The following is a 13273-nucleotide window of genomic DNA, read 5'->3' as shown; positions in this document are numbered from 1 at the left end:
CCTCGGAAACCTCATGCCGTTGCAGCGGTGGACGCGGCCGGCGCCTCGTCCTCGAAGCCGACCATCTCGCCGCGCAGGGAGTTGGGCAGCGCCTCGGTGATGCGCACCTGCACGAAACGGCCGATCAGCCGTGGATGGCCGGGGAAGTTGACCACCCGGTTGTTCTCGGTGCGGCCCGCGATCTCCGAGGCATCGCGCCGGGAGCGGCCGTCCACCAGCACCGTCTGCACCGAGCCCACCATGGCCTCGCTGATGCGCCGGGCGTTGGCCTCGATGGCGGCCTGCAGCCGCTGCAGGCGTGCCTTCTTGACCTCCTGCGGCGTGCTGTCCGACAGGGACGCCGCCGGCGTGCCCGGCCGGGCGCTGTAGATGAAGCTGAACGAGGTATCGAAGCCGATTTCCTCCACCAGCGCCATGGTCTCCTCGAAGCTGTCCTCGTCCTCGCCGGGGAAGCCGACGATGATGTCCGTGGACAGGCTGATGTTCGGCCGGATGGCACGCAGGCGCCGGATCTTGTCCTTGAACTCCGCCACCGTGTGACCGCGCTTCATGAGCTTGAGAACGAAATCCGACCCGCTCTGCACCGGCAGGTGCAGGTGATCCACCAGCTCGGGGATCTCGCCGTAGGCCTCGATGAGGCTGTCGCTGAACTCCACCGGGTGCGAGGTGGTATAGCGGATGCGGTCGATACCGTCGATGGCCGCCACGTAGTGCAGCAGCAGCGCCAGGTCCGCCTCGGTGCCGTCCGGCATGGCGGCGCGGTAGGCGTTGACGTTCTGCCCCAGCAGGTTGACCTCGCGCACGCCCTGGTCCGCCAGGTCGGCCACCTCGGCGATGACGTCGTCGAACGGCCGGCTGATCTCCTCGCCCCGGGTGTAGGGGACCACGCAGAAGCTGCAGTACTTGCTGCAGCCCTCCATGATGGAGACGAACGCCGTGGGGCCCTCGGCCCGCGGCTCCGGCAGGCGGTCGAACTTCTCGATCTCGGGGAAGGAGACGTCCACCTGGGCGCGCCGCTCGCTGCGCGCGCGATCGATCATCTCCGGCAACCGATGCAGGGTCTGCGGGCCGAACACCAGGTCGACGTACGGTGCCCGTTTCTGCAGGGCCTCGCCCTCCTGGGAGGCGACGCAGCCGCCGACGCCGATGAGCACGTCGGGATGGCTGTCCTTGAGGTGCTTCCAGTGGCCGAGCTGGGAGAATACCTTCTCCTGCGCCTTCTCGCGGATGGAGCAGGTATTGAGGAGGATGAGGTCCGCCTGCTCCGGGCTGTCCACCCGCTCGTAGCCGCGCTGATCAACGAGGACATCCGCCATGCGCGCGGAGTCGTACTCGTTCATCTGGCAGCCGTGTGTCTTGACGTAGACTTTGCCTGTCATGAGCTCTGGCGTCGCTGCTCCCACTGTTCAGTGTAGAATCCGGGGCGGGCGCTGCCCAGCCGGCGGCTTCCGCGTAGCCGACAGAGGTTAACCCCCCGCTGACACGCGCGGCAACAGCTGCACTCGCCGCGGAATATTGTAGCCTGCCACCATTGTGCGCAGCGACGTCAACAGGAGTCATTCCGTGAGTACCGAAACGGCAGAGTACTGGCGCCAGCGCTGGCTGGACGGCAAGACCGGCTGGGACCGCGGCACCGTCAGCCCGGCGCTGCGCCACTGGCTGGAGAGCGGCTTCATGCCACCGGGGCGCATCCTGGTTCCCGGCTGCGGCAACGGCTACGAGGTCGACGCCCTGGCCGCCGCAGGCTTCCGGGTAACGGCCCTGGATATCGTCCCCGAGCCGCTGGAGGCGCTGCGCGACCGCCTCGCCCACCGCGGCCTCCAGGCGGAGGTCGTCCAGGACGACGTGTTCACCTACCAGCCCGCCACGCCGTTCGATGCCGTCTACGAGCAGACCTGCCTGTGCGCCTTCCGGCCCGAGGCGCGGCCGGCCTACGCAGCGCAGCTTGCCCGCTGGCTGCGGCCCGGCGGCACGCTGTTCGCGCTGTTCGCCCAGACACCGTGGCGCAACGGCCCGCCGTTCCATTCGTCCCCGGAGCAGATGCGTGAACTCTTCGGGGCCGATCAGTGGCTGTGGCCGGATCAGGCCGATCTCACCGTTCCCCACGAGGCGGGCTTCCACGAGCTCGGCTATCGCCTGGCCCGGCGCTGACACCCGGCCTCAGCCTCCCTCGACGTGCTGCTTCAGGGCCGCGTTCATGGCCTCGAAGCCCTGCCGCACGGGGCCGGCGAGGCGCCGCCACAGCAGGGGCACCAGGATGCCGCTGAACGTCTCGCGCTGGGTGAGCTCCGTGCCGCCGTCGTCCGCGGCGAGCACGAAACGGTGCTCGCCGTCGAACAGGCCGGCGACGCCCAGGCGTCCCAGCCAGCTCAGCTCCTGCCCCGGCAGGGCGCGCAGCACCTCGGGGCGGAAGGCCATGGGGCGCCGGCCGGGCGGCACGATGGTCACTTCCAGCCTGGCACCGGGCTCGGCAACCCCGCGAATGGAAGGGATGAACGGGTTCCACTCCGGGAAGCGGTCGAACGCCACGAGAGCGCCCCATACCACCTCGGGGGCGGCCGCGATGCGGGTGGTGGTGACGATCTCCCTGCGCATGGATTTCTCCGTGACTAAAGCGGCTGATTTTTATAGAATCGCGCACCCCTGATCTGCCCCCGGCGGCGCGCCCCGTTGCCCGCGACCGCCACCGGCCCGACCTTGCATGCGGAGTGCCCATGAACCAGCAACAGCAGGATTCCTATCTCAACGACTGGACCCAGCGCCAGGAGCTCGCCGAAGAGATGCTGCCGCTCATCGGACGGCTGTACCGGGATCGCGGCATTGTACTGCGGATCTACGGCCGCCCGCTGATCAACTGCACGCCCATCGACATCCTCAAGGCACATCGCTTCGTCAAGCAGTACGAGCCGGAAGGCCTGTCCATCCACAACACGCTGCCGGTGCTCCAGGAGCTCGCGCAGCTCAACCTCTCCCCTGCCCGGGTGGACCTCGGCAAGCTCACCAGCGGCTACCTCAACGAGGCGGGCAAGGACGAGAGCATGCGGGACTATCTCAACCGCAAGCTGGAGTCCATCATCGAGGGCCGCGGCTCGTTCCAGCTCAGCGAGCCCCAGGACGTGGTGCTCTACGGCTTCGGGCGCATCGGCCGGCTGCTGGCACGCCAGCTGATCGAGCGCACCGGCAGCGGCAACAAGCTGCGCCTGCGCGCCATCGTCGTGCGCAAGGGCAAGGGCCACGATATCGCCAAGCGCGCCAGCCTGCTCCGGCGCGATTCCGTGCACGGCCCGTTCAACGGCACCATCAACGTGCTGGAGGACGCCAACGCGCTGCTGGTCAACGGCAACTTCATCCAGGTGATCTACGCCGACTCCCCGGAGGAGATCGACTACACCCAGTACGGCATCGACAATGCCCTCATCGTCGACAACACCGGCAAGTGGCGCGATCCGGAAGGCCTGGGGCTGCACCTGCAGGCCAAGGGCGCCGGCAAGGTGCTGCTCACCGCGCCGGGCAAGGGCGACATGCCGGACATCGTCCACGGCGTCAACCACGGCGACCTCAAGGCGGACGAGCGCATCGTCGCCGCCGCCAGCTGTACCACCAACGCCATCGTGCCGGTGCTCAAGGCCATCAACGACGAGTTCGGCATCCAGCACGGGCACGTGGAGACGGTGCACTCCTACACCAACGACCAGAACCTCATCGACAACTATCACCCCGGCTCCCGCCGGGGCCGCAGCGCCCCGCTGAACCTGGTGCTCACGGAAACGGGTGCCGCCAAGGCCGTCGCCAAGGCCCTGCCGGAGCTCAAGGGCCGGCTGACGGGCAACGCCATTCGCGTGCCCACCCCGAACGTATCGCTGGCCGTTCTCAACCTGACCCTGGACCGGGAGACCAGCAAGGAGGACCTGAACGAGTACCTGCGGGATATCGCCCTGCATTCCTCCATGCAGGAGCAGATCGACTACACCTCCTCGACGGAGATCGTCTCGTCGGACCTGGTGGGCTCCCGCCATGCGGGCGTGGTCGACTCCGCGTCCACCCTGGTGAACGGCGACAAGTGCGTGCTCTACGTCTGGTACGACAACGAGTTCGGCTACAGCTGCCAGGTGGTCCGGGTCATGCAGCAGATGGCCGGGCTGCATTTCCCCAACCTGCCGTAGGGGGCAGCACCCGTGCCCCGCCCGCCGGAGGCACCGGCGGGCGGGACGGTTCCGTCAGCCCTCGGCGATGCTGAGCCGATAGTCCTCCATGAGGGTCTCCACGCGCTGGCGGTCGTCCTCCGGGAGATCGGCGAACTCCAGGCCGGTGTGGTGGAACACGGAGCTGCCCTCCTTGCGCGACCATACCGGGCGGGCGTCCACCACGATTTCACGGGCATCGAGAATGGGGCGATCCAGCTCCAGGCGCAGCGTCACCCGCTCGTCGCCGTCGGCCAGCGTCAGCGGCTCCTGGCTCTGCAGCATCAGCCCGTAGACGCTGATGTCGGCCAGATAGCCCACCAGCTCCTCCGTATCGGTCCGGAATACCCGCAGGTAGTGGTCCAGGACCTCCCGGTGCGTCCGTCGCACATCGTCTGCAACTGCCATCGGCTCCTCCCTTCTGGGGCCTGTTGACGCTTCCCGCGGTCGCCACATGCCATGCCGCAAACACTGCCGTCGCGGCGCCGCCGGCGAACAGGCCCACTCGCACACGGATTGCTGTCAGGCGCCGAGTCCCGGGACTCGGGAACAGGCCGCACCCCTGCTGCCCTTGCCGGCTATTGTTCACAGCATACCCGGAACGGGCGTCGATACATGCATAAGAGTGTCGCCCTGCGGCCAACACGTCAATCGCTCCAGGTTCCGGGGTAACCGGATGGTGCACCAACGGCAGTGTCCGTGCCGCCGGATACCACGGCCCGTTGCGGCCTTCACGCGCGCGCGCCGCCCCGGCGCTCGTGGAGCTCCTGGCACTCGAGGCAGCGCTTCGCGGTCGGGTAGGCCCGCAGCCTCGCCACGGCCACCTCGTCGCCGCAATCGACGCAGTATCCGTATGTTCCGGCGTGAATCCGCTCCAGCGCCTGCTCGATGTCGCGGAGCTCCTCGGTATCGCGCTGCAGATCGACCTCCTGGAGGTCCTGGATCCAGCTGGCCAGGCCGTCGTCGCCGACATCGCCGATGTCGCGCGCCAGCCGTTCCTCGCCCATCGCCTGCAGACCGCTCTGGATCGCCTGCCGTAGCTCGCCACGACGCGCGCGGAGCCTGTCTTCGAGCTCCCGATAGACTTCCGTACGACGGACGGACGTCATTGGCATCACCCTCCCTGCATGGATGAATCCGGGTTCCCGCGCCGCCGACCACGGCGGCAGGGGCTGCACAGGATGTTGACAACGGCAAGGGGGCGAATGCTTCCGCGAGCGGGTGGCTCAGCGTCTCCTCGACACCCGTGGGCGGGCAACGGCGGCGGGGGGCCTACTTTTCCCAGTCGAACCGGGGCAGGTCGTCGAAGATGCGCCGCAGGCCCTCGCCCCACTGCTTGCGGATGGAGGCGAAGTACGGCGAGTTGAGCTTGTAGCGCAGGGACCGGGGGCGCTCCAGGGTATCGCGCCGGTAGAGCATGAGGTCCACCGGCGGTCCCACCGAGAGGTTGCTGCGCATGGTGGAGTCGATGGAGACGAGCGCACAGCGGGCGGCATCCTCCAGGGACACCGCCGGCGAGATGATGCGATCCAGGATCGGCTTGCCGTACTTGGTCTCGCCGATCTGCAGGAAGGGCTGCTCTTCCGAGCAGGTGATGAAGTTCCCCTGCGGATAGATCAGGAACAGCGCGGGATCCTGCGCTCCGATCTGGCCGCCCAGTATGAAGCTCGCCTCCAGGGACACGCTGCTCGCCCCGGGCCCCTCCGGCGCGTGTCGGGCCTGGATCCTCTGGCTCACCTGGCCGACGTGCTCGGCGGCCTCGGCCATGTACTGGGCCTTGCGCAACGGGCCGCCGTCCAGCGCTTCCCGCTCCAGCTGCGTCACCACCGCCTGGGTCGTGGCCAGATTCCCGGCGCTGAGCAGCACCAGGATGCGGTCGCCCTCCCAGATGAACGGATGCAGCTTGGGATAGGTGTTGATGTGATCCACGCCCGCATTGGTACGCGAATCCGAGGCGAATACCAGCCCCTCGTTCATGGCTGCGGCAAGGCAGTAGGTCATCGCGACCTCGCTCTCAGAATGACACTGTGACCACGCCCCGGACGTCCAGGGGCTGCCCGCCGGCACCCGACGGGTCCGCGGCCACCACCTCGACGCCGGCATCCAGCCAGCGGGCCACCGTCACGCCCGCCTGCAGGCCCAGGACCAGGTCCACGTTGCTCTCGGTAACGGGCCCGCGGACCCGGGCCACGCCCGCGCGGCCGCCGATGTACAGCCGCTGCCCGATATACCGGCTGAAGCGGTAGAACACGCTGTTGGACCGGATCGTGCGCTCGACGCCCGGCGCTACCTCGGGGTCCGTCAGCGAGCGGGCATGCTCGAAGCCGAGCTCGAACAGCCAGGCGGCGCCCTCGCCGTCGTCCACCAGCGCCCGGTAGGTGAGCTGCACGGCGCCGACCGTGCCCGCGGACCCGGTTCCCGTGTCGTCGTTGCCGTAGCGCTGGGAACCGCCGGCGAGCCCGACCCCCCAGCGGGTCGTGACGCTGGACTCCGGCGGATCCAGCTGCACCGGCGGCACCTCCTGGGCCGCCGCCGGCGCGGCGGCCGCGAGGAAACCCAGGAAGGCACAGCGGATCGCGTTCGACAGTCGACGCCTTCTCATGCGGCGGGATTGTGTGGCACACCCGGCGGCAGAGCAAGCACCACGATTGCTGTACAATCCCGACGGAGACCCGACGGACAGGGAAACCCCCATGGCGGACGCTTCACCCCCGCGACCCGAGCTCACCACCCTCGCCGAGTGGCAGACGCTGACGGAGCACGCCGACGCACTGCGGCGCCAGCGCATCCGTGATCTCTTCGAGTCCGATCCGGCGCGTTTCCAGCGCTTCAGCGCCGAGCACGACCGGCTGCTGCTGGACTACTCCAAGAACCTGGTCACGGACGCCACGCTGGAGCAGCTCCGGGCCCTGGCCCGCCGCCGGGACCTGGAAGGGTGGATCGAGCACCTTTTCAGCGGCGAAGCGGTGAACACCACCGAGAACCGCGCGGCCATGCACATGGCCCTGCGCAACCGCGGCAACGGCGCCATGTACGTGGGCGGCCGGGACGTCATGCCGGACGTCCAGCGCGAGCTCACGCGCATGCGGCTGTTCGTCAACCGCCTGCACCGGGGCGAGTACCGGGGCTGCACCGGGCGCGTTATCACGGACGTGGTCAACATCGGCGTGGGCGGTTCCGACCTGGGCGCGGTCATGGCCACCGAGGCGCTGGCCCCGTACCGCACCAATACCATCCGGCTGCACTTCGTCAGCAGCATCGACGGCGTGCACGTCACCGATGTCCTCGAGCGGGTCAATCCCAAGACCACGCTGTTCATCATCTCGTCGAAGTCCTTCACCACCCTGGATACCATGACCAACGCCCGCACGGCGCGGGACTGGTTCCGCCGCCAGGTCACCGACCCCGAGGCCATGCGGCAGCATTTCCTGGCCGTGTCCGCCAACGAGCAGGCCATGGCGGAGTACGGCATCGCCGAGGAGAACCGCTTCCGCATCTGGGACTGGGTCGGCGGCCGGTACTCCCTGGCCTCCGCCGTCGGGCTTCCCGTCGCCATCGCCGTGGGCATGAAGCACTTCGAGGCCATGCTGGAAGGCTTCCACGGCATGGACCGGCATTTCCGCACCACGCCCTGGGAACGCAACCTGCCGGTCCTGATGGGCCTGCTGGGGGTGTGGTACACCAACTTCCTGGATGCCGCCGGGCACGCCGTGCTGCCCTACGATCACCGGCTCAACCGCTTCCCCGCCTACCTCCAGCAGCTGGAGATGGAGAGCAACGGCAAGTGCGTCACCCGCGACGGCGCGCCGGTGGACTACCACACCGGCGCCATCGTCTGGGGTGAGGCGGGGCCCAACGCCCAGCACTCGTTCTTCCAGCTGCTGCACCAGGGCACGCGGCCGGTGATGGCGGACTTCCTGGCACCGGTCCACGGCTCGGCCGAGTATCCCGACCATCATGAGCTGGCCCTGGCCAACTGCTTCGCCCAGACCCGGGCGCTCATGGAGGGCCAGACGGCGGAGCAGGCGCGCAGGGAGATGGAGGCGTCCGGCATGGCGCCGGAGGAGATCCAGCAGGCCGTGCCGCACAAGGTCCACCCCGGCAACAAGCCCAGCAACACGCTGCTGTTCGACCGGCTGGACCCCGCCACCCTGGGGGCCCTGGTCGCGCTCTACGAGCACAAGGTCTTCGTCCAGAGCGTCATCTGGGGGATCAACCCCTTCGACCAGTGGGGCGTAGAGCTCGGCAAGAAGCTGGCCAAGGAGCTCCTTCCGGCGGTCACCGGGCAGCAGGAGGCGACCGATGCCGACCCGTCGACCCGGGGGCTGCTGAGCTATATTCACAGGCAGCAGTAAGTAGTTGGCAGTTGGCAGTTGGCAGTTGGCAGTTGGCAGTTGGCAGTTGGCAGTTGGCAGTCAAAGCGTAGGGCGTGCGGGATACGATGCAAACCCTTGTGCCCGCCGCCGGCATGTCGGGGCTGAAGCCCCTCCCACGGGCGTCGCACCGACGGCTGCAAGAGCGCGCCGTAATAGCGCCGTAGGAGCGGCTTCAGCCGCGACTTCCCAGAGAATCTGACGCCCTGGAAGGTCGCGACTGACGTCGCTCCTACACGGCTCCGCGAGCGCGTGGCACAGCATCTGTGGGAGGGGCTTCAGCCCCGACTTGCCAGAATGCAGGATCGCTCTGCGCCGGTCGCGGCTGACGCCGCTCCTACCCGGCTCTGGCAAGGCCTGCCGCAGGATTCTGTGGGGCGGCTTCAGCCACGACACCCCGGAAAGCCGGTACGGCTCCGCGAGCGTCGTGCCTGACTTGCTCTCACTGAAAACTGAAAACTGCCAACTGAACACTTCGCGACGCGGCCCCGCGACTGCTTGCGCGCCGGGCCCCGAACCCCGTATGTTGCCGTTCAGCCCGCAGACACCTACAGGGAAGGCCCGCCATGAGTGAACGTATCCGCAAGGTCGTGTTTCCGGTCGCCGGCCTCGGCACCCGCTTCCTGCCGGCCACCAAGGCAAGCCCCAAGGAAATGCTGCCGGTGGTGGACAAGCCGCTGATCCAGTACGCCGTGGAAGAGGCCGTGGCGGCGGGCGCGGAGACGCTGATCTTCGTCACCGGCCGCACCAAGCGCGCCATCGAGGACCATTTCGACAAGGCCTACGAGCTGGAGATGGAGCTCGAGGCCAAGCAGAAGCACCGGATGCTGGAGCTGGTGCGCAGCACGGTGCCGAAAGGGGTGAACTGCATCTACATCCGCCAGGGCGAGGCCCTGGGGCTGGGCCACGCGGTATTGTGCGCCCAGCCCATCGTCGGCAACGATCCCTTCGGCGTCATCCTGGCGGACGATCTCATCGACGGCCAGGGCGAGAAGGTGCTCTCGCAGATGGTCCGCGAGTTCGACGAGCACCAGTGCTCGCTGCTCGGGGTCGAGCGCGTGCCCATGCAGGAGACGGGCAGCTACGGCGTCGTCAGTGCCCGCGACTTCGCCGACAGCGTCTCGGCGGTGGACGCCATCGTGGAGAAGCCCGCCCCGGCGGAGGCGCCGTCGAATCTGGCCGTGGTCGGCCGCTACATCCTGACCCCGGCGATCTTCGAGCTGCTGCGTCACACCGTGCCGGACGCCAAGGGCGAGATCCAGCTCACGGACGCCATCTCGGCGCTGCTCAGGCAGGAGCGGGTGCTCGCCCACGAGTTCACCGGCAAGCGCTACGACTGCGGCAGCAAGCTCGGCTATCTCAAGGCCACCGTGGAGTACGGCCTGCAGCACCCGGACCTGGGCGCGGCATTCGGGGAGTACCTGAAGAGCCGTTAAGTTGGCAGTTGGCAGTTGGCAGTTGGCAGTTGGCAGTTGGCAGTTGGCAGTTGGCAGTCAAAGCGTAGGGCGTGCGGGATACGATGCAAGCCCTTGTGCCCGCCCCCGGCGCGTCGGGGCTGAAGCCCCTCCCACGGGCGTCGCGCCGACGGCTGCAAGAGCGCGCCGTAATAGCGCCGTAGGAGCGGCTTCAGCCGCGGCTTCCCAGAGAATCTGACGCCCTGGAAGGTCGCGACTGACGTCGCTCCTACACGGCTCCGGGAGCGCCTGGCGCAGCATCTGTGGGAGGGGCTTCAGCCCCGACTTTCCATAGCGCAGGATCGCTCTTGCGCCAGTCGCGGCTGACGCCGCTCCTACCCGGCTCCGGCAAGGCCTGCCGCAGGATTCCGTAGGAGCGGCTTCAGCCGCGACACCCCGGAAAGCCGGTACGGCTCCGCGAGCGTCGTGCCTGTCTTGCTCTCACTGGAACCTGCCAACTTCAACCACCTTACGCCGACACGATAAAGAACGGGTTGTGCAGATCCGGCTTGTTGTATTGCAGCGGCCGCGTCTCGTCCTCGGCCAGCCGTACGCGGCCGCCCGCCGCCTCGACGATGGCGTGGCCGGCGCCGGTATCCCACTCCATGGTCGGCCCGAAGCGCGGGTACAGCGTTGCCCGCCCTTCCGCCACGGCGCAGAACTTCAGCGAGCTGCCCACCGGCACCTCGTCGGCCACGTCGATGTGCTCGAGGTAGTCCGCGAGCTCCCCCGTCGGGTGGGAGCGGCTCTTCACCACCGCGTGCCCGCCGGCCGGCGGGCGCACCGCCAGGCGCTCCCAGTCGCCGTCGCCGCTCCTGCGCCAGGCGCCCTCGCCCACGGAGCCGATGTACGTGGTGGCCAGGGCGGGGACATGGATCACGCCCCACCGGGGCGCGCCGTCCTCCACCAGGGCGATGTTCACGGTGAACTCGCCGTTGCGCTTGATGAACTCCTTGGTGCCGTCCAGCGGATCCACCAGCCAGAAGCGCGGCCACTGGCGGCGCTCCTCGTAGGGCACGTCGGCCCCCTCCTCCGAGAGAACCGGGATCTCCGGTGTCAGGGCCTGCAGCTCGCGGTCGATAATGCCGTGAGCCGCGCGGTCCGCGGCGGTCAGGGGGGATTCGTCGTCCTTGGTCTCGACGTCGAACGCGGGGCCGTCGTAGACCTCCAGGATGGCATCCCCCGCCCGGCGGGCGATGGCGATGACGGCGTCAAAATCAGGTTTGATCATAACGGTCTCAATTTTCAGACGGAAACGAAATCGTTGCAGGCAGTACGCCGGCAGGGTGTTTGTCTTCGGGCGACTAGCGGAGCCCCGCCGCGCAGGCCGACCGGCCCGAAGGGGGCGGCCGCAGGGATGCGGCCACCGGCTGTCAGCACAGGGATGTGCTGTCAGCCGGCCAGGCCGGAGCGGCGGATAAGGCGGAGCTTTGGAGCCCGAAGACAAACACCCTGCCGGCGTACTGCATGCAACACCTCAATCGAGGTCGATGTAACCCTGCTTCTCCAGGTGCAGGATCACCTGGTGGGCCAGCTCGTCGGCGGAATAGCGCGACGTGTCCACCACCACCTCCGCGTGCTCCGGCTCCTCGTAGGGGTCGTCGATGCCGGTGAACTGCGTGATCTGGCCGGCGCGGGCCTTGGCGTAGAGCCCCTTGCGGTCGCGCTCCTCGCAGACCGACAGCGGTGTCGCCACGTAGACCTCGACGAAGCCGCCGCCCTGGCTCACCATCTCCCGCACCTCCCGGCGCGTCGCCCGGTAGGGGGCGATGGGCGCGCAGATGGCGACGCCGCCGTTCTTGGTGATCTCGCTGGCGACGAAGCCGATGCGGCGGATATTGATCTCCCGGTGCTCCTTGGAGAAGCCCAGCTCGCTGGACAAGTGCTTGCGCACCAGGTCACCGTCGAGCAGCGTCACCGGCCGGGTGCCGTGCTCCATGAGCTTGGCCATGAGCACGTTGGCGATGGTGGACTTGCCCGAGCCCGACAGGCCGGTGAAGAACACCGTGAAGCCCTGCTGCTTCTTGGGCGGAAACGCCTGGCGCAGCCGCTCGATCACCTCCGCGTAGGAAAACCAGTCCGGCAGCTCCAGGCCCTCCTTAAGGCGCCGGCGCAGCTCGGTGCCGGACATGGTCAGCACGCGCGCGCCCTCGGGCACCTCGGAGCGCGGCACGTACTGGGCCATGTCCTCCACGTAGACCATTTCCTCGAACGGCTGCATGACGATGCCGAGCTCGTCCTGGTAGGCGCGCACCAGCTCCTGGGCGTCGTAGGGCCCGTAGAAGTCCTCGCCCTGGCTGTTCTTGCCCGGTCCCGCATGGTCGCGGCCCACGATGAAGCGCGAGCAGCCGTGGTTCTTGCGGATGATGGCGTGCCACACGGCCTCGCGCGGACCGCCCATGCGCATGGCCAGGGGCAGGAGGCTGAGCTGGGTCGTCTGCTCGGGGAAGTGCTTGATCACCTCCTGGTAGCAGCGCACGCGCACGAAGTAGTCCACGTCCCCGGGCTTGGTCATGCCCACCACCGGGTGAATGAGCAGGTTCGCCTCGCCCTTCTGGGAGGCGCGCTTGGCCAGCTCCACGTGGGCCCGGTGCATGGGGTTGCGGGTCTGGAAGGCGACCACGTTGGTCCAGCCCATCTTCGCGAACCAGTCGCGCAGCTCCCGGGGCGTGTGGCGCAGCTGGTTGAACGTGTGATGGGGCGGCGCCTCGATGCCCTCCAGGGGGCCACCCAGGTACACCGGGTGCGTCTGGTGGAACAGCCGGAACACCTCCGGGTGCGCGTCGTCCGCGGCGCCGAAGACCTGCTCGGCCTGCTTGCGCATGTCCGGGCGGTAGAGGTCGTCCACGGTCATCACCGCCAGCACCATGCCCTCGGGATGGCGCAGGGCGATGCGGTCGCCCGGGCCGAGGTCGCCGGCGAAGGCCTCGGTCACGTCCAGGTTCACGGGGATCGGCCACAGCGTGCCGTCGGCCAGGCGCATGTCGGCGCAGACGCGGTCGTAGTCCTTCTGCCGCAGAAAGCCGTCCAGCGGCGAGAAGCCGCCGTTGAGCAGCAGCTCGATATCGCAGACCTGGCGGTCGGTGAGATCCCACGACGGCAGCGACGCCGCCTCGCGGCGCAGCTCCTCGGCGCGCGCACCGTCCACCAGCAGCTCCCTGAGCGTGCCTCCGTGGGGCTGCGTCAGGTCCTTCCAGCCATCAGTCATCGCTTGTTACCTCGTGCAATCGTTCCGGATTCCGTTGCGCCCGCGTGACCCGGCCCG

At 68.3% G+C, this 13273-nt stretch carries 12 protein-coding genes; 4 read left to right on the top strand and 8 right to left on the bottom strand.

Annotation, left to right across the window (positions count from 1 at the left end):
* Window positions 1-11 precede the first annotated feature (11 nt).
* Window positions 12-1379, bottom strand: coding sequence for a tRNA (N6-isopentenyl adenosine(37)-C2)-methylthiotransferase MiaB (gene miaB / locus QWY84_RS07025; protein WP_290201817.1), 1368 nt, complete (start codon window positions 1377-1379; stop codon window positions 12-14).
* 184 nt (window positions 1380-1563) lie between these two features.
* Between miaB and QWY84_RS07020 the strand changes: the two genes are divergently transcribed.
* Complete coding sequence (locus tag QWY84_RS07020; RefSeq protein ID WP_290201816.1) at window positions 1564-2151, top strand: methyltransferase domain-containing protein; 588 nt, start codon at window positions 1564-1566, stop codon at window positions 2149-2151.
* 9 nt (window positions 2152-2160) lie between these two features.
* Here QWY84_RS07020 and QWY84_RS07015 read toward each other — a convergent pair whose 3' ends face one another.
* Window positions 2161-2595 carry an SRPBCC domain-containing protein gene (locus QWY84_RS07015; protein WP_290201815.1) on the bottom strand — a complete coding sequence of 145 codons (435 nt, stop codon included), beginning with the start codon at window positions 2593-2595 and terminating at the stop codon, window positions 2161-2163.
* Window positions 2596-2714: 119 nt separating this feature from the next.
* Between QWY84_RS07015 and QWY84_RS07010 the strand changes: the two genes are divergently transcribed.
* A complete protein-coding gene (locus QWY84_RS07010; RefSeq protein WP_290201814.1) occupies window positions 2715-4163 on the top strand; it encodes a glyceraldehyde-3-phosphate dehydrogenase in 1449 nt (482 codons plus the stop codon).
* Window positions 4164-4217: 54 nt separating this feature from the next.
* Here the strand turns inward: QWY84_RS07010 and QWY84_RS07005 are convergent, their stop codons facing one another.
* From QWY84_RS07005 to QWY84_RS06990, 4 genes are all read right to left on the bottom strand, one after another.
* Entirely contained in the window at window positions 4218-4589 is a 372-nt protein-coding gene (locus QWY84_RS07005; protein ID WP_290201813.1) for a PilZ domain-containing protein, read from the bottom strand.
* A gap of 323 nt (window positions 4590-4912) precedes the next feature.
* A complete protein-coding gene (locus QWY84_RS07000; RefSeq protein ID WP_290201812.1) occupies window positions 4913-5290 on the bottom strand; it encodes a TraR/DksA family transcriptional regulator in 378 nt (125 codons plus the stop codon).
* Window positions 5291-5453: 163 nt separating this feature from the next.
* Entirely contained in the window at window positions 5454-6182 is a 729-nt protein-coding gene (locus QWY84_RS06995; protein ID WP_290201810.1) for a proteasome-type protease, read from the bottom strand.
* 13 nt (window positions 6183-6195) lie between these two features.
* Window positions 6196-6783, bottom strand: coding sequence for a hypothetical protein (locus QWY84_RS06990; protein WP_290201809.1), 588 nt, complete (start codon window positions 6781-6783; stop codon window positions 6196-6198).
* A 91-nt stretch (window positions 6784-6874) separates the two neighbouring features.
* Here QWY84_RS06990 and pgi point away from each other — a divergent pair, with 91 nt between their 5' ends.
* Both pgi and galU read left to right on the top strand, forming a co-directional pair.
* Window positions 6875-8536, top strand: coding sequence for a glucose-6-phosphate isomerase (pgi, locus tag QWY84_RS06985; protein ID WP_290201808.1), 1662 nt, complete (start codon window positions 6875-6877; stop codon window positions 8534-8536).
* Window positions 8537-9120: 584 nt separating this feature from the next.
* Window positions 9121-9990 carry a UTP--glucose-1-phosphate uridylyltransferase GalU gene (gene galU / locus QWY84_RS06980; RefSeq protein WP_290201807.1) on the top strand — a complete coding sequence of 290 codons (870 nt, stop codon included), beginning with the start codon at window positions 9121-9123 and terminating at the stop codon, window positions 9988-9990.
* A gap of 487 nt (window positions 9991-10477) precedes the next feature.
* On the opposite strand, the gene cysQ is transcribed toward galU, so the two are convergent.
* Entirely contained in the window at window positions 10478-11239 is a 762-nt protein-coding gene (gene cysQ, locus QWY84_RS06975) for a 3'(2'),5'-bisphosphate nucleotidase CysQ (RefSeq protein WP_290201806.1), read from the bottom strand.
* A gap of 246 nt (window positions 11240-11485) precedes the next feature.
* Window positions 11486-13216, bottom strand: coding sequence for a bifunctional sulfate adenylyltransferase/adenylylsulfate kinase (locus QWY84_RS06970; protein ID WP_290201803.1), 1731 nt, complete (start codon window positions 13214-13216; stop codon window positions 11486-11488).
* Window positions 13217-13273 lie beyond the last annotated feature (57 nt).

This window comes from Aquisalimonas lutea, assembly GCF_030409225.1.
In the GTDB taxonomy this organism is placed as follows: domain Bacteria; phylum Pseudomonadota; class Gammaproteobacteria; order Nitrococcales; family Aquisalimonadaceae; genus Aquisalimonas; species Aquisalimonas lutea.
The sequence above is the reverse complement of the archived record's forward strand: the minus strand, read 5'-3'. Positions and strand labels throughout refer to the sequence as shown.

Coding starts and splice junctions, on each gene's coding strand:
- QWY84_RS06995 (WP_290201810.1), bottom strand. CDS start 6,182: ATGACCTACTGCCTTGCCGCAGCCATGAACGAGGGGCTGGTATTCGCC.
- pgi (WP_290201808.1), top strand. CDS start 6,875: ATGGCGGACGCTTCACCCCCGCGACCCGAGCTCACCACCCTCGCCGAG.
- cysQ (WP_290201806.1), bottom strand. CDS start 11,239: ATGATCAAACCTGATTTTGACGCCGTCATCGCCATCGCCCGCCGGGCG.
- QWY84_RS06990 (WP_290201809.1), bottom strand. CDS start 6,783: ATGAGAAGGCGTCGACTGTCGAACGCGATCCGCTGTGCCTTCCTGGGT.
- QWY84_RS07015 (WP_290201815.1), bottom strand. CDS start 2,595: ATGCGCAGGGAGATCGTCACCACCACCCGCATCGCGGCCGCCCCCGAG.
- QWY84_RS07005 (WP_290201813.1), bottom strand. CDS start 4,589: ATGGCAGTTGCAGACGATGTGCGACGGACGCACCGGGAGGTCCTGGAC.
- galU (WP_290201807.1), top strand. CDS start 9,121: ATGAGTGAACGTATCCGCAAGGTCGTGTTTCCGGTCGCCGGCCTCGGC.
- miaB (WP_290201817.1), bottom strand. CDS start 1,379: ATGACAGGCAAAGTCTACGTCAAGACACACGGCTGCCAGATGAACGAG.
- QWY84_RS07000 (WP_290201812.1), bottom strand. CDS start 5,290: ATGACGTCCGTCCGTCGTACGGAAGTCTATCGGGAGCTCGAAGACAGG.
- QWY84_RS06970 (WP_290201803.1), bottom strand. CDS start 13,216: ATGACTGATGGCTGGAAGGACCTGACGCAGCCCCACGGAGGCACGCTC.
- QWY84_RS07010 (WP_290201814.1), top strand. CDS start 2,715: ATGAACCAGCAACAGCAGGATTCCTATCTCAACGACTGGACCCAGCGC.